This is a genomic window from Thiocapsa rosea (genome assembly GCF_003634315.1).
GTDB classification, from domain to species: domain Bacteria; phylum Pseudomonadota; class Gammaproteobacteria; order Chromatiales; family Chromatiaceae; genus Thiocapsa; species Thiocapsa rosea.
The window spans coordinates 4,459,633-4,481,017 of the sequence record NZ_RBXL01000001.1; the positions used below are offsets into that span (position 1 = coordinate 4,459,633).

General features: G+C 56.8%; 21 protein-coding genes and 2 pseudogenes. 9 read left to right on the forward strand and 14 right to left on the reverse strand.

Going from position 1 to position 21,385, the window contains the following annotated elements:
* Positions 1-18: 18 nt before the first annotated feature.
* A complete protein-coding gene (locus BDD21_RS19915; protein ID WP_120798644.1) occupies positions 19-2,025 on the reverse strand; it encodes a heme lyase CcmF/NrfE family subunit in 2,007 nt (668 codons plus the stop codon).
* 372 nt (positions 2,026-2,397) lie between these two features.
* Here BDD21_RS19915 and BDD21_RS19920 point away from each other — a divergent pair, with 372 nt between their 5' ends.
* Positions 2,398-2,634: a hypothetical protein gene (locus BDD21_RS19920; RefSeq protein WP_147431158.1), complete on the forward strand. Its 237-nt coding sequence runs from the start codon at positions 2,398-2,400 to the stop codon at positions 2,632-2,634.
* On the opposite strand, the gene BDD21_RS19925 is transcribed toward BDD21_RS19920, so the two are convergent.
* Positions 2,595-3,437, reverse strand: a complete 843-nt coding sequence (locus BDD21_RS19925) for an MOSC domain-containing protein (protein ID WP_120798646.1) — start codon at positions 3,435-3,437, stop codon at positions 2,595-2,597. The two genes, BDD21_RS19920 and BDD21_RS19925, sit on opposite strands and share 40 nt — an antisense overlap.
* A 4-nt stretch (positions 3,438-3,441) precedes the next feature.
* Complete coding sequence (locus BDD21_RS29260) at positions 3,442-3,771, reverse strand: DUF4202 family protein (protein ID WP_120798647.1); 330 nt, start codon at positions 3,769-3,771, stop codon at positions 3,442-3,444.
* A 26-nt stretch (positions 3,772-3,797) separates the two neighbouring features.
* Between BDD21_RS29260 and BDD21_RS19935 the strand changes: the two are divergent.
* The 8 genes and pseudogenes from BDD21_RS19935 to BDD21_RS19970 form a co-directional block, all read left to right on the forward strand.
* Positions 3,798-3,956, forward strand: a pseudogene (locus BDD21_RS19935) (IS1595 family transposase); the annotation flags it as partial.
* 560 nt (positions 3,957-4,516) lie between these two features.
* Complete coding sequence (locus BDD21_RS19940; RefSeq protein ID WP_120798648.1) at positions 4,517-5,248, forward strand: MIP/aquaporin family protein; 732 nt, start codon at positions 4,517-4,519, stop codon at positions 5,246-5,248.
* A gap of 150 nt (positions 5,249-5,398) precedes the next feature.
* Complete coding sequence (locus tag BDD21_RS19945; protein WP_120798649.1) at positions 5,399-6,004, forward strand: SCO family protein; 606 nt, start codon at positions 5,399-5,401, stop codon at positions 6,002-6,004.
* A gap of 10 nt (positions 6,005-6,014) precedes the next feature.
* Positions 6,015-6,461, forward strand: a complete 447-nt coding sequence (locus BDD21_RS19950) for a copper chaperone PCu(A)C (RefSeq protein WP_120798650.1) — start codon at positions 6,015-6,017, stop codon at positions 6,459-6,461.
* Positions 6,462-6,794: 333 nt separating this feature from the next.
* Complete coding sequence (locus BDD21_RS19955; RefSeq protein WP_245969705.1) at positions 6,795-7,634, forward strand: YggS family pyridoxal phosphate-dependent enzyme; 840 nt, start codon at positions 6,795-6,797, stop codon at positions 7,632-7,634.
* A 405-nt stretch (positions 7,635-8,039) separates the two neighbouring features.
* Complete coding sequence (locus BDD21_RS19960; protein ID WP_120798651.1) at positions 8,040-8,273, forward strand: hypothetical protein; 234 nt, start codon at positions 8,040-8,042, stop codon at positions 8,271-8,273.
* Between the two features lie 143 nt (positions 8,274-8,416).
* On the forward strand, positions 8,417-9,226 hold the full coding sequence (locus tag BDD21_RS19965) for a CBS domain-containing protein (RefSeq protein WP_170164833.1): 810 nt from the start codon (positions 8,417-8,419) through the stop codon (positions 9,224-9,226).
* 228 nt (positions 9,227-9,454) lie between these two features.
* Positions 9,455-9,559: pseudogene (locus tag BDD21_RS19970) on the forward strand (transposase); the annotation flags it as partial.
* Positions 9,560-9,658: 99 nt separating this feature from the next.
* On the opposite strand, the gene BDD21_RS27545 reads toward BDD21_RS19970, so the two are convergent.
* The 11 genes from BDD21_RS27545 to BDD21_RS20030 form a co-directional block, all read right to left on the reverse strand.
* A complete protein-coding gene (locus tag BDD21_RS27545; protein ID WP_147431162.1) occupies positions 9,659-10,627 on the reverse strand; it encodes a hypothetical protein in 969 nt (322 codons plus the stop codon).
* Between the two features lie 96 nt (positions 10,628-10,723).
* Positions 10,724-12,262, reverse strand: a complete 1,539-nt coding sequence (locus BDD21_RS19985; RefSeq protein WP_120798655.1) for a multiheme c-type cytochrome — start codon at positions 12,260-12,262, stop codon at positions 10,724-10,726.
* A gap of 105 nt (positions 12,263-12,367) precedes the next feature.
* On the reverse strand, positions 12,368-13,810 hold the full coding sequence (locus BDD21_RS19990; protein WP_170164834.1) for an FAD-dependent oxidoreductase: 1,443 nt from the start codon (positions 13,808-13,810) through the stop codon (positions 12,368-12,370).
* A gap of 148 nt (positions 13,811-13,958) precedes the next feature.
* On the reverse strand, positions 13,959-14,774 hold the full coding sequence (locus BDD21_RS19995) for a glutamine amidotransferase (protein ID WP_211335109.1): 816 nt from the start codon (positions 14,772-14,774) through the stop codon (positions 13,959-13,961).
* Between the two features lie 59 nt (positions 14,775-14,833).
* Positions 14,834-15,823 (reverse strand): diiron oxygenase, encoded by a 990-nt coding sequence (locus BDD21_RS20000; RefSeq protein WP_120798657.1) that lies wholly within the window; start codon positions 15,821-15,823, stop codon positions 14,834-14,836.
* 638 nt (positions 15,824-16,461) lie between these two features.
* The gene (locus tag BDD21_RS27990; RefSeq protein ID WP_170164835.1) at positions 16,462-16,620 is read right to left on the reverse strand and encodes a hypothetical protein; all 159 of its coding nucleotides are present in this window, start codon (positions 16,618-16,620) and stop codon (positions 16,462-16,464) included.
* A gap of 397 nt (positions 16,621-17,017) precedes the next feature.
* Entirely contained in the window at positions 17,018-17,608 is a 591-nt protein-coding gene (locus tag BDD21_RS20010; RefSeq protein ID WP_120798658.1) for a hypothetical protein, read from the reverse strand.
* Entirely contained in the window at positions 17,598-18,197 is a 600-nt protein-coding gene (locus tag BDD21_RS20015; protein ID WP_120798659.1) for an SCO family protein, read from the reverse strand. The genes BDD21_RS20010 and BDD21_RS20015 overlap by 11 nt, the downstream gene beginning before the upstream one ends.
* Positions 18,194-19,669, reverse strand: coding sequence for a cbb3-type cytochrome c oxidase subunit I (locus BDD21_RS20020; RefSeq protein WP_120798660.1), 1,476 nt, complete (start codon positions 19,667-19,669; stop codon positions 18,194-18,196). The genes BDD21_RS20015 and BDD21_RS20020 overlap by 4 nt, the downstream gene beginning before the upstream one ends.
* Before the next feature lies 1 nt (position 19,670).
* Entirely contained in the window at positions 19,671-20,195 is a 525-nt protein-coding gene (locus tag BDD21_RS27995) for a cupredoxin domain-containing protein (protein WP_211335110.1), read from the reverse strand.
* 632 nt (positions 20,196-20,827) lie between these two features.
* The gene (locus BDD21_RS20030) at positions 20,828-21,343 is read right to left on the reverse strand and encodes an MOSC domain-containing protein (RefSeq protein WP_120798662.1); all 516 of its coding nucleotides are present in this window, start codon (positions 21,341-21,343) and stop codon (positions 20,828-20,830) included.
* Positions 21,344-21,385: the final 42 nt, after the last annotated feature.

The window sequence follows — 21,385 nt, forward strand, 5'->3', positions numbered from 1 at the left end:
GCGTGCTTCTGTCATCACTCAGGCCCTCGCCGCGATGCCGCCGACGGGCGCTGTGGAGCGTGAACGCGCGGTCCGATAACGCGGATCGCTGACGGCCAGCATGCCGCCAAGCGCCATCAGTATCGCGCCGAGCCAGATCCATCGGACATAGGGTTTGTAGTACAGGCGCAGCGCCCAGTCACCGTCTCCCACATGCTCGCCGAGCGAGATATAGATGTCGCGGAACAAACCCGCATCAATGGCGGCCTCGGTCATTGGCATGCCGCCGCCTAGATAGGACCGCTTCTCCGGATAGAGTTCGGTGATCTGCTTGTCGCCATCATAGACTTTGAAGTGGCCTCGGTCGGCCATGTAATTCGGTCCGGGGGCCTTTTCGGCACCAAGGAATTCGAACCGGTAGCCGGCCAATTCGTGGCTGTCCCCCGGTGACAGACGTACGTCTTCCTCAACCTCGAAATTGGACACCATGGTCACGCCGACGATGAACACGGCGACGCCCATGTGGGCGGTCACCATGCCGTAGAAGCGACGTCCGTTGCCGCGCAGATCAGCAATCCAACCGTCGAAGCCGCGCTTGTTCTTGAGCCGGTCGCGGACGATGGTGGCATGCGAGAACAGCAACCAGGCTCCCAGCGCGACACCGATGGGTACCCAGAAATGGCCACCGCTGAACACCGGCAGCGCCGAGATTGCGAGCACGACGACGCTGAGCGCGAAGGCGATCCAGAGCGTCTTGATGAGTCGGCCGGGTTCGTCGTGCTTCCAGCGAGCCGCGGGGCCGATGCCGAGGAGGATCCCCAGGAAAGGCGCCAATGCCAAAAACATTTGATTGAACCAGGGGAATCCGACCGAGATCTTCCCCCAGCCGAAGGCCTCGTAGATCAGCGGCGCCAGGGTGCCGAACAACACCAGCACCGCAAAGGCGACGAACAGCAGATTGTTGCCGAGCAACGCGCTCTCGCGCGACACCAGATCGAAGCGCCCGCCTTCGGATACTTCCGGCGCACGCCAGGCATAGAGTGCCAGGGAGCCGCCGACGACGATGCACAGAAAGATCAGGATGAACAGTCCGCGCTCCGGATCCGTGGCAAAGGCATGGACCGAGGTCAGTACGCCAGAGCGAACGAGAAAGGTGCCGAGCAGGCTCAAGGAGAACGCGAAGATGGCCAACAACAGGGTCCAACTCTTGAAGGCACCGCGCTTTTCGGTGACCGCCAGCGAGTGAATCAACGCGGTGCCGACGAGCCAGGGCATCAGCGATGCATTCTCGACCGGGTCCCAGAACCACCAGCCGCCCCAGCCGAGCTCGTAGTACGCCCACCAGGAGCCGAGTGCGATTCCGATGGTCAGAAACACCCAGGCCACCGTCGTCCAGGGGCGTGACCAGCGTGCCCAGGCGGCGTCGAGCTGCCCGCCGATCAGCGCTGCGATGGCGAAGGCGAAGGCCACCGAGAAGCCGACATAGCCCATGTAGAGCATGGGCGGGTGGATGGCGAGACCGAAGTCCTGGAGCAGCGGGTTCAGGTCACGACCCTCCGGCGGTATCGGGAAATGGCGCTCGAACGGATTGGAGGTGAACAGCATGAATAGCAGGAACCCGATCGCGATCATTCCCTGCACCGAGATCACCCGCGCCACCACTGCCAGAGGCAGATTCTTGCTGAAGGCGGCGACCGCCGCGCCCCAGGCTGCCATGAACAACACCCAAAGTAACAGCGACCCTTCATGGCCGCCCCAAACCGCTGAAACCTTATAGATCTTAGGGAGTAGGGTGTTCGAGTGCTGGGCGACATACAGCACCGAGAAGTCGCTGGCCAGAAACGCCTGTACCAGGCAGGCGAAGGCGATGATCAAAAACGTGAACTGCCCGTACGCCAGTGGACGCGCCATGGTCATCCAGGGGCGATTCCCGGTTCCGGTACTGGCCCCGTTGCCGGCGAGCGAGCCGGCCAACGGGAAGGAAGCCTGGAGGACGGCGATGACGAGCGCGAGGATCAGTGCGACATGTCCGAGTTCCGGGATCATTGGGCAACGCCTCCGGATTTCAGCTGTTGAGCGGCCGACTCGGCAACCCCCTCGACATGGGCGGTCTGCAGCGTGTCGGCGACCTCTGGGCGCATGTATGTATGACTCGCCATGCTTGCTAAACCGCGTCCAGAGCGAAATGCGTCATTATTGCGTCATTATCATGAGCACGATCGATGCCATGTAATCATCAACGCAACGGATCGCTTACTGGCGGCCGGTGACGCATTGGAGGCAAGCGGCCCGAGTCGTTTCTTGAGTCGTGAGGCAGAAGCGCATCGCCGCGGTGCCGGCTCGAACGCCGAGACAAAATGGTCGCGAAATGAGTTGACCAATGGGTCAAATTGTCGTGCCTACGTGCCCAATGTCTCGATGGCATTGCCGCGGAACGATCGCGGGCACCGCCTTCCCCAGTCCGAGCGACTCGTGGGCCTGGCCTGGATAATCCAGGTCGACGAGCACCTCTTGCTCGAGAGCCATGCCCGCCGGGCCGCGCGGTTCTGCAGAGGGTGGACGAACACGCAGAAGAACCTACTCAGCACCTTCACTCCGGCCGCATGGCTACAGATTCAGGTCGGCGCCGACAAGGTCTGCATCCCCGCGCTCTGATCTGTTTCGACGACCTGGATCACATCTCCGACCCGAAGTCGTCCTGTGCTCTTGGGGATCACTAGAGCGCCAAACCACACAGCGCCATCCCACTGACGATAGGATGCCAGGGTCTTCAAAGGTTCTTTGCCTTTTCTCGAAGAGCCTTCCTCGATCGTCGTAACCACGCAGCGATCACAGAGTTTCGGCACGGTGCACCTCGTCGAACCGATTGTGATCTTCTTCCAGGTGTCCTCTGCGAAAGCGTCAGCGTCCTTCACGACGACATTCGGTCGAAAGCGCGACATCGGGATCGGTTGGTCGAGACGGGCGTTGAGATCAACGAGTGATTGTTCCGATGTGAGAAGCAGGGGATACCCGTCAGCGAAGCTCACCTGATCACCTGGATCCGAACGAGCTGCATTCACTTGCCTGAGCGCGGGATCGGGCATGTACACCAGCTCCACGTCACGCCCTAAAAATGCGCTGAACCACGAGGAACCATTGGGGAGAGTTTTCGCCTCAACGGTATCCCGCCAGACGGTGCTGATCCTGAGTTCGCCGAACAGCTCCTCGCCGGGCTCTGCGGGGAGAGCGAAGTCACCAGCGCCCGGCGCGAAGACGCGGAAGTCCTCGCCGCGGGAGTTGACCACGACTTGGGCGAGGCGAGGTTCTTCACGACGCGTGACGAAGCGACCGGACGCATCGACGATCATGTACCGTCGGTCGTGGCGAAGCCCCCCCGGGACCACCTCAACCTCCGTGAGACCGATCCCACCGCATGACTTGATGGGATAGATGAAGAGCCCGCTGACGTGAGTCACAGGATCAATCTCCGCTCAGAACTCGCCCAACGCGTACTTGTGCACCTCCGGCGAGTGGCAACTGGAGCGCCAGCTCATGACCCCGTTCGCTCATTTCGCGCCACGACTTCTGGACGACGCCGACGACCCTCACGTCGTCGTGCTTTGCCGCAGACTCCGCAAACTCATGCTCCAAGAAGTACAAGCACACGGCATCCCCCATAGTTTGGCTGTTCGGATTCGTTTTCAGTCCCTCTTTGAATCGGACGTGAAGGCTGCAGCGGACGACCAGATTCTCAACTTTGCAGTCCTTGGGGTCAATCGCCGTTGTGGCGATCTTCAAGGCGCGCCCCATGGCTGGGAGGTTGACCTCAAGGCCGCAAGACCTTCCAGTGCAATGCCTGCCATCACCAGACCTCGCTGATCGCCGGGACCCTGTTCGAAGGAACCACACTGGGACTGACCGTCTGGTTCCCGGCGATCTATCTCATCGGCGCGGCGAAGACCGGGCTCTCGGCGTTGGCGTCGAACCGCGACCTCGCGGGGCTTACCTCAGCTTCGATTTCAGCAAATATGCCGAGCGCTACCTCGGCACGATCACCTATTGCTTCAATGGCCGCTTAGATCCACTGCAATGCCACCGAGACATCGGGCACGTAAGCGCGACATTTTGTTCCATTGGCCAACTCATTTCGCGGCCATTTTGTCTCTGCGTCCGAGGCGGCACCGCGGCGATGCGCTTCTACCTCACGACTCAAGAAACGACCCCGGTGGCTTGTCTCCAATGCGTTACCGGCCGCCAGCGAGCGATCCGTTGCGCTGATGAGTAGATGGCATCGATCGTGCTGGTGATGAAGCGGGCCAGTCATCAATGCCAATGCAGAGTGCTACACAGCGAAACATGTAAATATTCGCACAATCTCTCGAGATCAATCTCCTGAGAGTTATGCCGAATTTGATGGCAGAGCAGCCAAGACGTTTGTCGTTGACCCGCACGGTATGTCTGCATAATCGACTTCGATTAATCTTGAGTAACCACTGTATTTATACCGCTACTCAAGCTTAACGTCTCTTCAACAATTCAGCATGGAATAGTTCATATGAAAAAAGAATACGCTTCCGAGTTTATCGGCACGTTCGCTCTAGTCTTTTTTGGTTGTGGCGCTGTTGCCATTAATCAATTAAGCAACGGGGCCCTTGGTTTGATTGGTATATCGGTTGTATTTGGGCTCGTTGTAATGACCATGGTTTATACTTATGGTCATACTTCTGGTGCTCATATTAATCCTGCTGTTACTGTAGCGCTGGCTTTTGCAAAAAAATTCAATAAAGACGACGTTCTGCCTTATATTGGCGCACAATGTGCAGGAGCCATATCTGCAAGCCTACTTCATTTAATCATTCTTAAACCGCTATTCATAATGCAGAGCATCCCAGAGAAAATGTCTTACGGAGTTACCCAGCCTTTGGATGGTAGCTTCCTAACAGCTTTTACAGTCGAAGCCATTCTTACTTTCTTTTTAATGACCGTCATCCTAGGCTCCGCTGTCGACAAAAAAGCAGCCGGGAAATTTGCCGGCATCGTAATAGGTGCAACTGTGGCATTTCTAATAATGTTCGGCGGTCCGATCACAGGTGGCTCACTGAACCCGGCAAGAAGTCTTGGCCCAGCGCTAGTCTCAGGTGAACTCTCTCACATCATTGCTTATTTAATCGGCCCGATTACCGGGTCCATTGGTGCAGTAGTTCTTTACGCTAAATTAAACAGTTTGGATGAACAGCCGAACCAGGTGTCCCGTAATGAACCGGATCTTGAACAGTCAACGAATTAACGGAAACTAAAATCAGCCGGCCGGCCATCTCGATGCTGTCAAGCTCAAGGTGATATCTGTACCGAAAATGCGGGTTTTTCGGCACTCCTATTCGCCGAAAATCGTGAAGTTCTCTGTCGGCAGGTAGCGCATCCCGATAGGACTGTAAACATGGCAAATAATCTGAAAACTTTACGCAATCTACTGCTACTCACCCTGGCATTGCTGGGGGGGATTGTTACGGCGGCATCTCTGATGTCGCCACGTAATGCAGATTCGGACCAGCCTCCTCTGCATAGACTGGGCGGTGATTTTACCCTCCAAAGCCTCAGTGGAGCGACTTCATTATCAGATTTCAAAGGCAAAGTGTCTGCACTCTACATCGGTTACACCCACTGCCCGGATGTCTGTCCTACATCGCTTGCGATTATGTCTCAGGCACTTAAAGACCTGTCCCCCGAAGAACTGGAACAGGTACAGCCCTTGTTTGTCAGCGTTGATCCCGAACGTGATACACCGGAGCGGCTGGCAGAATACAGCCAGTTCTTTCATCCTAAAATCATCGGCATGACAGGCACGAAGAAGGACGTTGACCTGGTGGTCAATCGCTATGGCACCTTTTATCGCAAAGTGGAGATGAAAGATTCCGCCATGGGCTACGCTGTAGACCACTCATCTCGCATCTATCTGATTAATAAGCAGGGGCAGCTGAGCAAAACCCTGATGCACGGTACAATGCCCAATGAAGTGGTTGCTGAAATTCGTAAATTACTCTAATGGAAACAGTATGAAAAAACTTATCACCCTGCTGACCGCACTCACCCTGTCCAGCGCTGCTATGGCTGACGTTCAGGTGTCCGATTCCTACGCCCGCGCTGTCCCTCCTGGCCAGCCAAACAGCGCCGCCTTCCTGACACTGAAAAACACCAGCGACGAGCAGGTTGCTCTGCAATCAGCGTCAAGTTCTGCAGCAGACGTCGTTGAACTGCATACTCATAGCCATGTCGACGGGGTTATGCAGATGCACAAAGTTCCACGGATCACGTTGAATGGTAATGAAACCGTCGTTCTTGAGCCGGGTGGTCTGCACATGATGCTGATCGGTCTGAACCAGAGTCTGATCACCGGTGAGCAGATCGATCTGACACTGAACTTCAGTGATGGCTCCACCCAAACACTGAATGTAGAAATCAAAGACGTGATGGCAGCGATGGGTAAAAAACACCATCACTAAGCCCTTACTCAACGGGCGTTGATCATCGATCGGTCCACTGTTGCAAAGCCGCCACAAGGACGAGGTGCGGCTGCCTTGCCGGGCGCGGTCGTCGTCGCGCCGGTCAAGCGGGTCAGGGCATGCGCTCGAGCACCTGCTCGCACAAGGATGGGTGGGGCCGAGCGACGAAGCGCTCGGCGGCCGTGGTGCCCGCCCGGCCGCTTGATCGCAATGCGGAGCTGCGCGCTCCGAAGAGAGCGCCGGGACCACGTCGTCGAGCATCGCCTGCTCGATGGCCGGTGCCAGGTCCGGCGCCTGCACCCGGGTGTTGACCATCATGAGAAGAAGGTCAGCGTGGCCACGATTATGTTGGAAAATGACATTTCATCAGGCAACCAAGATGAATTAATACCTTATAGTACAGTGGGAAAAAAATTGGGGCAAGAAATGCAGCAACGCGATGAGCAACTGAATAAGATTAAAGAACATCTTGCCATTGTAAGGGGGCGTATTGATGCAGCTTGTCAAAAAGCGGGAAGAGATCCTTACAGTGTACGTTTGCTGCCCGTGACCAAAACAGTTCCTGCTGAGCAGCTACGTATTGCACATGCTGCGGGTTGTCTGGAAATGGGTGAGAACAAAATTCAAGAAGCACATGAAAAATCGGTAGTGTTAGGCGATCTGAACATTAAATGGTCGGTCATTGGTCATCTGCAAACAAATAAAGCCAAATATTTAGCTCGTTTTGCGAATGAATTTCATGCGTTGGATAGTCTTAAAGTCGCTGCGGAACTGGATAAACGATTGCAAATTGATGGCCGCAGCCTGGATGTATTTGTGCAAGTGAATAGCTCTGGGGAAGCCAGCAAGTTTGGCTTGCTACCTGATGAGGTTGGCGCTTTTGTGGATCAACTTCCGAATTATTCCTCATTGCGAATCAAAGGGCTGATGACATTGGCTGTTCTTTCGACTGACCATGAACGGGCACGTGAGTGCTTTTTGAAAATGCGTGCTGTACAAGAAATGTTGCGCCAGGAAGCCCCGGATGGTCTTTCATTCGACGAGTTATCCATGGGCATGTCGGGTGATTATGAGCTGGCTATAGAGGAAGGTGCGACGGTGGTACGGGTTGGACAGGCGATTTTTGGTAAGCGCCCATTGCCGGATAGTCACTATTGGCCAGAGTTTGGCTAGATAATATGTAATGCTTCGGATGGTCTGTTGAAAATTCTAATTTGTAAAAGTTGTTAAGTTTCCACTTTAAAATATTAGAAAGTAGGGTGGAGCTCTGGCTACGTTCCAGCCGCCACGTACGAATAGGCCGCCGAGTATAGTCGGCGCATGGCCGAGAGTGCCGTGCTGCTGGTCGACGAGGTGCTTCCCGAGCAGCCGGTGCGCCCTGTTCCTCAACGGCAGAAGTACGGCATCCCGCGTTTTTCTGCGCCAAGGCCCGGAGCGGCACCCCGTTGCCCCCCCGGTTGGGTAAAATGTTCCTGGCTTTCGCTTTCTCGCACACTGTTGAGTACAGGGTGTTTGTGTGGGCTTTCCAAAGACGCCGGTATCGGGGCTACTCCGCACAAGCCGCTCCCGACCCGGCTTTTGAAGCGTCCACTCCTGGCTTACGGAATCTTCACCCATTCGACAGCGGGGCTCTATCTCAGCATACGATTCTGGGTCATCTGGATCGCGCCCGAGGCCGCTCGGCCCGTCTTCCCGGGCACGGTGACGGAGCGCTGGGCCTTTTATTGGAGCGTATACCAGTCCTTCGTCTATTTCTACTACAACGGTTTCCTCTGGATGATGAGAGAGCCCGAGCTGCGGCCGAACTTGTAGAGCAGAAGCGCCATGTTTCGCAGTGGAAGAATGGCCGCTAGCCGTTTACACTAGCTAGCGAGTAAGGTCGGTTTCCAGAACAACGAAAAGAGGCTTTTCCTATGCGAGTCCCTATGCGAGACCCGATGCGAGTCGGAGAGTACATGACTCAGAACCCGTTTACCGTGTCCGAGCAGACAAGCATGAAAGAGGCGGTGCTCATGCTCGACAGGCACCACATCCGTCATTTGCCGGTCACCAACGGTTCCAGGGTCGTTGGGATGGTGACGGATCGCGACATCCGTCGAGCCTCACCCTCGCTGCAGTCGGGTATCGAAGGGGACTACGAGCAGGTGCTGGCGGCCACTCCCGTGGCTCGCATCATGACCAAGGAGCCGGTGACTGTAATGACGGTGACCGAAGACACGCCGCTGGTCGATGCGGTGCGCGCGATGGTGGAGAAGAAATTCGGAGCCCTTCCGGTGGTGAGAGGTGAGGAGCTGATCGGGATCATCAGCGAGATCGACGCGTTAAAACTTCTGGCAGAACGCAAAGAGGTTCTGCCTATGCGAATCGGAGAGTACATGATTCAGAAGCTGTTTACCGTTCCCGAAGAGGCTAGCATGAAAGAGGCGGTGTCCTTGCTCGGGAGGCACCACATCCGTCATTTGCCGGTCACCAACGGCTCCAGGCTCGTGGGGATGGTGACGGATCGCGACATCCGTCGAGCTACACCCTCGCTGCTTTCGGGTATCCGACGGGAGGACTTCGAGCAGGTGCTGGTGGCCACTTCCGTGGCTCGCATCATGACCAAGGAGCCGGTGACGGTGACCGAAGACACGCCGCTGGTCGATGCGGTGCGCGTGATGGTGGAGAAGAAATTCGGAAGCCTGCCGGTGGTTAGAGGTGAGGACCTGATCGGGATCTTCACCGACATCGACGCGTTAAAAGTCCTGTTGGAGGAACTGGAATAGCCAGCGGGCTCCCCGCACGCCTTACAGGAATCGCTGCCATCACCGCAGTGGGTCCCCTCCGCCAGCTCGGTGACGTCTTAGTCCATCCCTTTCGTCTCTCGTGGGTGGCGCACCGCGTCCTTGCTGCAAGCGAAGGCGCCCGCTTGCTTGAGCGGGACCTCCTGCGAAGAACAGCTACCTGGTCCGGCGCGATGGAATAGCGCCTGGGTTTGACGATCACCTACCGCATACATCAGCCGGCCGGCCATCTCGGAAAAGCGCCTGGCGCTCACCCCGAACGGCAACGTTCGCTATCAGCTGACGTCGCCGTACCGAGCCGGCACGACGCACGTCATCTGACTCCGGGCATCTTGCTCTTGGCCCTTCGGACCAGCCTTCGGCCGTTCAAGATCGCTCCCGGCGATCTTGTCGAACCACTACCTTGAACTTGATTTAGTTGATAATTTGATACAGGCTTAAATAGCCGCCCCAATCGGATTTAAAGACCAATCTAAAATCAGCAAGTTCTTTTTCGGCTGCGGTGGTAAAAGGAAGCAAGCTGGCGAGTAAAGAATCTTCAAAATCCGGATCGATGATCCTCCAGGCACGAACAAAGTTCTCATCGATAGGCTGTAGCATATAACTGCCGGTTCCTTCTCCTTCACGAGCCCATTCTCTAACCTGTTTGATTTGACCGTGCAGATCGGAATCGGTCGAAAACAAGCGCGTCTCTAAGGGCAGACCCTGGCCGGCTAAAAGACTGATTTCTTGGATATGTGCCATATCATCGGCACTCATCAAGATATAGTTATCACCTGCATCCGTATACAACTGGCTCAAGCACGACGTAGCATCTCTGGCCTTACCGATTAAACATTGCGCGAAGATAGTCAATTGTTCTTGCTGAGAAAACCCATTACCGATCTTTTGCCAAAATAACTTTTCTTCTGAATTTGCGAATGCCTTCTCGATAGGTTGTTCTGAGACAGCCATTCTTCCGGTAAATAGGTGCAGCCGTTGAGCGTTATCCCAGTAAGTAATAAATCTATCCGAGTCTTTGGTGTGTTTTTTAACGGCAGCAGAGAGGAACCGCCACTTTTCTTGTCGGTATTGATGATGTTTCTTATTATCTATTGTATTCGTTTCTTTTTCATGTTGTCTAGGGAGAGGATAGACGATGGCTCGACGTCTTTCATCATCGACTTGGTATTGCGCCACAAACATTTCGTATTCTTTTTCTTTTGGGCTTTTGATCAAAATTTTCTCTAGAACATCGATAGGGAAGTGACTATTTATGTCTTGATATTCAGATGCTTCAACGGCTGATATGGAATAACTGAGCTGCTTATTGTTTTCATTACTAAAGGCTACTGAAGTAGTGGTTAATGCGAGAAGCAGCAATGAGATTCTAAGCCGAGACATGTTGTAACTCCGAATAGAAATTTAACGGATGGGAGCAGGGGGTAAAAAACCCTATGCCGACCTGATTGTTTCGGCATAGGGTCAATAAAGGCTAGACTACTTGCTGAGTTCCTCTACCTTTTTCTTCAACTCAGCCAATTCTCGGATCTGGGTATTTTGATCTTGGATCTCCGTATAACGACGCATCAACCTGGCCCAACCTTCAGAGTAGGTGAAGCCGCCTGGGTTAACATGCATTAAGCCTTTGTAATGCTTAATCAGATCATGCTCCCACATCTCGGCATGGGTACGGTCAACCAAGCTAGGGTTATTACCTTGGGCGAAGAACAGTCCAAAGAAGTCACCAGGAGCATCTTCTGCAGGCTCTGGTGGGGCAGGGCGGTTGGTCTTTTGACCTACTAGCAAGCCATCATCATACAGTTTCTGCACGATCTGCTTGGCTTCTTGTTCCACCTCAAGACCTTGAATGATGCCTTTGTCTGCCGTATCCAGCCAGGCTTTGGCAAAGCGTGCAGAGTGACATTGAGCACAGCTATCGACCCACGCTTGTTTGCGTTCTTCAAACCAAGGCTGGTCTAGGTTATCCGCAATGGCGGGGGTTGGATTAAAGGCCCAACGTACTTTACGGACCAAGTTGTGCGAATATTCACCTTTGTATTCAAAGTGACAAGTAGCGCAGGTAGGTGCAGTGTAATTGCCTTCGGTGAGGTGATCTTTCAATTGAACTTCAAAGTTCCATTTGTCTTTACCCATTGTCTCGTAGATCACGCCGTGCTTAGACAACATGTAGTTTTCAAACTCGTTGTGATCGACACCGTTGTGGCAGGTGGCACAGGCTTCGGGCTTACGGGCCTCGGCGGCAGAAAAGGTATGGCGAGTATGGCAGCCATCGCATTTGTTTTGTTGGTAGTGACACATATCACAACCTTGGGCCACTTCGCGTTGTGACATACCGGCCCAGATGGCAGTTTCCACATTGGCCTTCCAGTCCATGGCATGGGATGGATGTCCATCCGGCCACTGCCCTTGCGGCCATTTCTGCTCTTTTTCCGCTTCAGCCTCGGCAAACTCTTGTACGTGACAGGCGCCACACATGGCTCGGTCCGGCATCTTCAGCTCTGTTTCGTGCTGCATGCTGGTTTTACCGACCCCAGCATGACAATCGATACAACTTACACTCTCAAGTTGCTTGCCGGCTGCCAGGACACCACGGGATTGTAATTCTTTCTCAATCTCTTCGAGCTTGGCCTTCTTATAGAAACGCGGGTCATCATCTTTTAAACTGCGTATGTCATCCAGATTAGCATGGCCGCTGTCTTTCCAGGCATGCACCCAACCAGGGTTAATGGCTAGGTGACATTCGACACATTCTTCCGCATTGAAGTTGCCTATTAAGGTACCTGGCGGCTCATAGAAACTCACCGGATTCCAGTATTGTTGGATCGGGATGGGTTCCCAGAGGTCGGCGTATTTTCCTTTGCCGGGATGATCAGCGTAATACTTATCTTTTAATGCTTCATAGTCATAAGCAGCAGAACTGGAAACAGCGGTGACTACGGGCAACTGGCGAGTATGAACAATATAACTGGACGCACCGATGAGTATAAACAACAGAATGGCGAATCGAGCTTTCATGTTACTAACTCCTCTTAACGTTATTGATTGTTTTGGCCAAGCCCAACCGGTATGTGACGTCAGTCATCAATATCCGGTTCTTGTTCGTCGCCGCAGGAACCCGGTTCAATATTTCACCTCGGTCGGTAGTATTATCGCCTTAGCAGGGTGTCCGGGAGGACTAGACGAGTTCACATTATCGCCCGGATCGGCGCGGTCACCCTGATTCATCGCTGGCTCGTAGGTTCCGGCAACATCACCACATGCGCTATAGCCGACCAGTAGGCCATCGTCACTCCACCATTCGTCCACGACACCCTGGTCGGAGCTATGCACACGGCGAATGCTACTGCCCGCACGGCTCGAGCGCTCCGGCGGCACCGATTTGATCTGACAGGTGCGAGACTTAACAAGAACCATCGGCATACGGGACTCGAAGCGCCGCTTGCCTTCACCATAAAGCTGATCCACGATCACGGCAGCCTGGCGATTGATAGGCTCGACGAATGAAAAGACCTGTCCCTTGTGTTCAGCGCAATCACCAAGGGCGTAGATATCCGGGTCGCTGGTACGCATGGCTTCATCGACATTGATACCCTTGCCAACATCAAGGCCCGCTCGGGCCGCAAGCTCAATGTTGGGCTTCAGGCCGATCGCCGAGATCACGACGTCGCGCTCCATGGTGCGCCCATCCTCGAACTGGATCTGCAACCCACCGTCTTCCTTGGCGACATCGTTCATGGTGGTGCCGAGGAAGAACGCGATCCCGTTCTGCACGTATCGATCTTGAACGTAGGTGGAAACACCCTCGGACACCACGGCCGACAGCAAATACGGGGCTCTATCATTGATCGCGACTTCATGCCCGGCACGAGCAAGGTGATCGCCCAATTCACATCCGATCAAGCCGGCACCTAGAATCAGTACTCGCTTGTTACCGCTGTTGAGCAATTCCGTCAGTGCCTCATAGTGATCCAGGTCATTCAGCTGGTGGATATGCTGCTGGATACGACGATCGTAGAGACGCAAAGGCACCGCGCCGGTCGCAAGCACCAACTTGGCGTACTCGACCTTGCCTTTGTCGGTTAACAAACGTTTTTTATTACGATCGAGACCAATCACCTGGGTACGTGCACGCAAGTCCACGTCCAGCAACTGCGCGCGATCCGGCCCTTTGGCAATGATCAGATCGGCACGTGACTTGCTGGTAACGGACACGGATAGATGCGGCTTGTAGTAGTAGTCACCATCGTCTTTCGTGACGATGGTGATCGGGCCTTCGGCACCATTCTGGCGCAGTTGCTCGGCGATGTTCCATCCGCTGATCCCAGCGCCAACAATCACAATGGGATCGCCTTCCTGGTCGTTGTTGCGTTCGGCTGCGGCTTGCGCATACTCAGACAAGCCGGCAAATTCAAAGCTTTCGCGAGGATCACCACAAACCGAACAAAACCATTCGGGCGGCAGGTCATCAAATCGAGTCCCGGGGGCTACTCCGTGAATCGGGTCACCCATAGCTTCGTCGTAGATATGCGCGCAAGTGCTACAACGATAGCGTTTTAAACTCATCTTCCTTCTCCCCGGCATCAATGTGCTGATCTAAATGATCCTTAACCGCGCCTCTAACAGCGGCGACCGATATTGGTCATTGCGACACGAGAGCCACAGCCAACAGCCCCTCACCACCGGTAGAACCCCGGTGCGATTTCTCAGCGGCTCATGCCGCTGCCTCGACGGAACCCTGAGCAGCTAGAGACACCAGCCACTTCGCCCATACCTGCTTGGCCGGGCCTTGTAGGTTTGGCCCATAGCGCTGGCCATCTTCCCGTAGTCCAGGAACCGTCAACCCTTCTACTGACGCAATTTCGTGCGCATGACCGAGGTACCAGCTTTCCAAAGCCTCGGCTTCAACTTCCAAATGGAATTGCAGCGCCAGCACATTGTCTCTGTAGCTGAACGCCTGATTTGGATAGACCGCCGACGACGCCAGCCGGGTTGCACCGGCGGGCAGATCAAAGGTGTCTCCGTGCCAATGCAGAACTTCCAATGCGTCCTGTAGGGGCGACAAGACGTTCCCCTCCACATCGCCGTGAATTTCCAACGGCGCCCAACCGATTTCCTTGGTTCCACCGGGATACACATCCGCGCCCAGCGCTCTGGCAATCAACTGACAGCCCAGGCAGATACCCAGTACAGGCCGATTGCGCGCGATGCGATCGCGGATCAGTTCCAGTTCGGTGTCCAGATACGGATAGGCGTCTGTTTCGTAGACACCGATCGGGCCGCCCAGGACGACCAGCAAATCCGGATCGTCTTTACTGATCGGGTTAAGATCCTCAACGCCCGCCATGAAGGTGCTAATGGCATAGCCGTGTTTGCTTAACGCCAGCTCCAGATTGCCCAAATGTTCAAAAGCAATATGCTGGACCACATGTGCGAGCATTGTGACTCCCCCTCTCTTGTGTACCGACATTCGGCGGCCACTCGTATTGCTTATAAGCGGTTCATAAGCGACGTCAGCATTCCAGTTCATTCTCCCACTCTCCCCAGCCCCTCTACCGGCAGGGGAGAGGGGCTAAGATGGATTACTGTTTATTGAACTGTTACTTTTTCAAGCAATCCTTCCGCCTGGAAGGAATCACAACCTTCCGGCGTGTCCAGCAAGCCAGTTTCTTCGGCAAGCTCGATCAGCTCCGAGAAGTCGACACGGAACAGGGCAACTTCGGCTTCCGCCCGGATATCACCAATCACCTCTTTGGTGTGCTCATAGTCGAGCTGTTGCAGGATGGTTTCCCAAACGCTCAGCTCCTGACTGGCGAACCAACGCATCGGACGCGGCAGCATCTGCGCGAAGAACGCAAGCTCACGCGGCGTCAGGTGGCGGACGATTTCCTTGGTCAGGTGACGGAAGATGCCGCTGTGCGCCAATTCATCTTTCCGGTGCGCATCGGTGGTGATTCGGTTGATCGGCTGCACACCATCGGCGTCGGACAGCAGGCTCAGATAGTCGCTGATAAACACCTCGGACACGATGCAGGCGCACGCACGAACGATCTTCTTTTGCCAGTTCTCGGAATACTTCGCCGCCTCAAGCTCGATCTTGTTAACCAAGTCGAAGCTAGGCAAACGCAGGTCCAGCAAGCCACGCTGTGTTCGGGCCATACGTGCGGTATTGATCACCATCAACACATGGTAGGCCTCATCCGTCAGAGTTTGGGCGGCCAGCCATTTGATGGTTTCGTCATGCGTACCCGGCAGAGTTCCGTAGATGATTTCATTGCAAATGGGCGAGATGATTTTCGTTTCAATATCGATGGTTTTCTCGTTATAGGCGATCCAGCCGGATGACAGAATCTTGGTGCGCATCTCGTCGCCAAGCTCGCCGTAACGCGGATGCTGGTGAAACGGGATCAACCGATCCAGGAAGTCGTCGTACACATCGCTGTACATCATTTCGACTTCGAACTCTTCGTTCTTCACCTGTGCACGTTCTTTCCACACCTCGCCCATTTTGGCAAGAGCGGCAATACTATTATTGCCGTAGGCGGCGGGTGCATGAGAAGAAAGGGTTTGGGTTTGCATGGGTCTCTCCAGTGGTGGATAGTTACGAGCTTTGGTCGCTTAAGACATGCTGAAACAGCCCCGAAGGACCAATCCAGGACTGCATATTTGAATATGGCTATCCTGGGCCACTCAGAGCATGCTCCGGCGCAAATGTGGGCGCATCATTGCGATTCCGTCGGCAATTCGGCTCGCATGACACTACGCCCGTTCTATCGATGCACTCCGCATAGGCATTGATGACCGGCGCGCTACATCATGACGCACGATCGATGCCATGTACTCATCGGCGCATCGGATCGGCCGCTTGCGGCCGGTGACGCATTGGAGGCAAGCCGCCAGAGTCGGTTCATGAGTCGTGAGGCAGAAGCGCATCGCCGCGGTGCCGTCTCGAACGCCGAGACAGAATGTCCGCGAAATGAGTTGGCCAATGGAACAAAATGTCGCGTGTTGTGGGTCACTTTGTTTCACCGTCCAATTCCCGAATTATTTCGTGCGGAATGCTCGCGGCTTTCCCGCACTGATTGCCCCGGTGGCGCAGTGTTGGCAGGTGGAGCAGTGCGAGGAGGGCGAAGGCGGCGTGTCGGGCGCGTTGCGGCGGTGTTCAACGGGCCCGGGTCGGGCACCTGTGGGGAGGGTGCCCGGCGGGCGCGGGTCGGTTAGAAGGGCAGCGGATCGTCGAAGTCGGCGCCGAAGAGGTCCAGTTGGGTGATGGCAGTCTGGATCTGCACGAGCCGTTCGTCCAAGCAATCCTGGACGGCCCAAGCCTGCTCGGGCGTCCAGTCCTCGGGCAGGAGGATGGTGAAGCGTAATTGCACCGGCCACCGGCCCGCACGGTTGCCTCCGTGGCGGGCCTTATTATTGGATCAACGTCGGGAGGGTGTGCCGGGGCGAGCGCGAGGATGCACGCCGGTGAAGCGTCCGGGACATCCACGCTCCGCGCTCACCCCATTCCCTCACCGGGAAACCACATCACCGGCGGAATACTCCCTGCGAAAATGGCCGGTGGTTTGCGGATCAGGATGGGAAACAACAGTTTCGCTCATGGCTGCGCGCTCTCCGCGGGATTTCGCGGGAAAACCTCCCGATGTACCTGAGCTGTTTTCAGTTGATCCACAACACTCGCGCTCGCGGGAAGGGGCTACCCCGGCGTTATTGGCAGCCCCGATAGTCTAGCTGTCTGGAATGTCGATTGAGCCAAGTGCGCATCGCTACTCATTCCAGCCGGGATCGATCCGTCTTGCGAAAGGGCCCGAACAGACCCCAGACGGCGGCTAGGATCGCGCCGATCAATGCAAGGCCCAGTAGCAGCATCCCGGTGCGTTGTTGGTCGTCTATGAGATAGTTGCTGCACAACTGCACCGGGCTGATCTGGAAGACCCAGCCCAGACGCACCAGCATGGCCCAGCCCTCCATGAGTATGACGCCGCGCCCCACCGGTCCCAGTCGACGCCAGCTCCATGTCAAGGTGGCGCCCGTGAGCGGCACGGTGAGGATTTTGAGCAGCCGGGCACCCGGATCGAAGGTTGCGAGATCCATGTTGAGCGGGAGCATCCAGTAGATCATCCAACCGCTGCCCAGCACCAGGGCGACTCCTCCGCTGGGATCCGCACGTTCCAGCCACGCCTGCAGTTGCTCGGAGCGATAGACCCAGTAACCGCCGCAGAAGGCCAGCAGCGGCATCTGCAACAAGAGGTGTGCCTGCATGGACGCTTCGAAGAGTCTCGCCGTGACGGGAATCAGCCCGGCGACACAGAACGCCAGGGTGAGTGCGAGCGGCCACTGCCGCCACCGTTCACCCGTCATCGGTGATCAAGCCTTCGAGCGCGGGGTCGGTCCAAGCGCTGATGCGGACCAAGTGGCCGTCTCGAATCCAATGGAGCGAGTCGCTGTGCGCGAAACCGCCGAAGCGGTCGGGGATGACGCGCAATCCAGTCTCGCGGATCAGGGTGCTTAGGATTTGCTCGTCGGCCGGGCGCGCGATGGTCCAGGACGTGCGCGTGCCGCCGAAGCGTTTTCGATACTCGGCGAGACGCTCGGGCGTGTCGTGCGCGGGTTCGATGCTTACGGACAGCAGGCGAACCCGGTTCGAGCCAGCGGCTTCCATCGCGCGCTGGAGCTGACTGTAACGCACCCCGAGTGCTCCGCAGACCGAGGTGCAGCGGGTGAAGATGAAACTGACGAGCAGGACCTGATCGTCCCAGTCCGACAGCCGGACGAGGTTGCCCTGGTCGTCCTGCAATTGCCAGTCGGAGACCGGCGGTTGTTGGCGCATGGCCTGGGTCTGGCGCAAGGTCTCATAGGTGAATGCGGAGAGACCGGCGGTGCTATGCCAGAGCAGCCCTGCCATCAGGCACAGGGCCAACGCCACGGAGAGCAGGGTGCGCGGACTCATGCGCGTGCGCCGATTCCTGTGCTTGCCAGCCTCGCGCGCGGCAGCTTCTGCAGAATCGGCAAGGCGATCATCAGGGTGCCGATCAGGACGATGCCGCCGGACAGGGCGCCGACGTTGCCGAGCCACTGCCAGCTCTCCTCGTGCACGGCGAAGCGACGCGGCACCGAGAGCGCCCCCGACACCAGAAAACTCAGGCAGAGCAGGGTACCGCCAGTGGCATAGACCGCCACCGCAACAAGCCCGGTACGTCCCTGCTGGCCGTTGGCGCATAGGTAGCTCGCGAATCCGAGCACCATCGGCAAGACGCCTAGCAGCAGATAGAAATGGAAATGGCCCGGCACCCAGAGGGTATTGTGCATCACCAGATTGACGTGAATCATGCCGTCGATCACCGCCGGGATGATTCCCGCCGCCCAGCCGAACAGTGACAGCACCAGCAGACTTGAGGCGGCGTCCCAGCGAATGCCCGATCGGTAGACGAGCATCAGCCCCCCGAAGGCGGTCATCACTAGGACGGGGATGCCGCTGGCATAGGACACGATTTGTCCCATGATCGCCATCCAGGGCGGCATCGCGAAATCCATCAGCAAATGATGGGGGTAGACCGCCAGCACCATCAGTGTCACGGCGAGCCATGCCGCGAGAAAGGGTCGCGAGACACGCCATGGGCGTCGAGCATACAGAGGCAGGATTTCGTAGACCGCGATCACGGCCGAATAGATCGTCGCGTTGATGAACACATGGCCGAAGAAGAAGATAAGATTCTTCATTAGCAGCGCGTCGGGGGCGAGCGCCGGGTAGATCAGATGTAGCATCGTCATGATCAAAACGATCGCGCCCACGGCAATGCCGGCGACATTGACGATGAGCACCATAGCGCTGGCCACGACCGTGGGCGAGTGCGTTGCGTCGATCGGCTCCCGGCCGAACAGCATCGGCAACCCCAAGGCACGGGCAATGCTGCCGTAGCGACGCACGATGGCGACGCCCATGTCGAGGTAGACCAACAGAAAGGCGACCCCCAGCAGCAGCAGGCCGCCGACGAAGGTCAGTGCCGCGCCCTTGCTCCATTGTCCCAGCGAGAAGGCGGGCAGGGGGTAGAGGAAGGTCCACGCGGCGGCGAAATGACCGAGCAGGATGGAGCCGACGATCATGGCGACGGCGACCAGGGACAAGAGCAGCGTGGCTAGAAAGATCTTTGGATTCAGTTGCACGTGCTGACTCAAGAAGTACCAATTGACGGCGAGGGCAGCCAATCCAGCCGTGCCCACCATCCCCGCGCCGTGCAAGGTCATCAACTGATAGAAGACATCGGGGGCGAGTGTGAGCATCGCGGCGCCCTGTGCCGCCCGCATCAGCACGCCGACCAGCATCAGCCCGGCGAAGACCAGCAGACCGATGCCGAGGTAGAGTTTGACGACCGGCGCGCGCTGCGCTTCGGGAGTTGCATATCCTAGTTCAGTCGTGGTCATTTCAGTGCTTCTCCGTCACGGCGATCTCTGTAACCATGGCATGGTGCGCCACACCGCAATACTCGAGACAGAGCACGCGATACTTGCCGGCGTGCTCGAAGGTAACGTCGAGGTCGTTGAAATAGCCCGGCATCGCCTGTGTTTGTGCGACGATCTTGTCGTCCGGTCCGTAGATCGCGAATCCGTGATTCACGTCTTGCGAGGTCACGCGAAACCTGACAGGCTCCCCGGCTTCGACGCTGTTCGATGCGAGTTCCCATGACCATTGCCGACCGACCGCCTGGATTATCCTGGGCGACTCGGCGCTGGATGCCTGCAGTGGAAACGGGATGAGCGACCAGACGCTCACCAGCACCCCGGCGGCGCACAGGCCTATCATCCACCAGCGCCGAATGATGTAGCCACGTGTGGAAATGCCGCCATAGTCCTCGTCCCGTGGTCCTGAATTCAGAACGACAAAGGCGAATACCGCGGCAATGAACACCATGCCAAGAAGACTTATCAGGAGGATACTGATATGCATCATTATGGTCTGTCCGATGGATTGTCGAGGTAGCGACCGGCTACGGCCACATGCGGGCCTGTGCGGGCCTGTGCGGGCCAGGTTAGGGAGCACCAGGCTCACACGCGATGGAGCCAGCTGCGGTTGAGCCATCCAGCCGACTCTGCCGTCTCTGCCTTTATGCGGCGCCAGTCTAGCCGAATAGATGCATTGATCATCACGACGCACGATCGATGCCATGTACTCATCAGCGCAACGGATCGCTCGCTGGCGGCCGGTGACGCATTGAATGCAAGCCGCCGGAGTCGTTTCTTGAGTCGTCAGGCAGAAGGGCATCGCCGCGGCGCCGCCTCGAACGACGAGACACAATGGACGCGAAATGAGTTGGCCAATGGGACAAAATGTCGCGCCTACGTACCCAATGTCTCGGTGGCATTGCCGTTGAACGATCGCGGGCACCAGGGCAATCGCATCCAAAGAGCACAAAGGCCGTCGGCGCCGACTGAGGTGGACTCGCGGTCGCGTGAGAGGCTCCCGACAGCACTCCGAGCAGCCGTCGAGTTCGATGTACTCGTCGTCGCGGGGTCACTCCATGGACCCCGGCATGGCTTGAGCCCCCGCGGCGGATACTCTTCTGCTCGGCGATTCGCTCGGCCTCAGACCACGGTCACATCGTCCCCCACCCGGATCACCCCGCCCTCGCGAACCCGCAGGCAGTACCCACCATGTCGTCCGAGCGCCTTGGCCATACCCGCGCCGGCGACCCGATCCAGATACCCGCAAGGCGGGCGCACCCGATGCCACGCCAACAGCGCCTCCCCGATCCGCAGGCTCCGGCCCCGTAGCTCGACCCCGACCAATCCGGACACCACCAGGTTGCGACGATGCTGCCCGGCGTCGAGCGGCAGACCATGCCGGCGCTCGGCACGCCGCAGGTCCTCGGCCAGAATCAGGGTGACCTGACAGCCGTCGGTGAGCCGCCAGAAGCCACGACCCAGGGCATAGCGATCCTCTGCCAACCCTTGATCGACCAGCGCGAGGGTCTGCTCGCAGGCACGCATCGGCGTCCCGGCCGCATCCGCGACGAAGATCGCCGTCACGCGACCGGCGGGCGCACGTCGGAAACGCCGAAACAGCCTCTCGAGTCGCGCCATCAGCCATTCAGCAAACATAGACGCGCGATCCCCCGTGATACCGGCATGAGGACTTGGCGG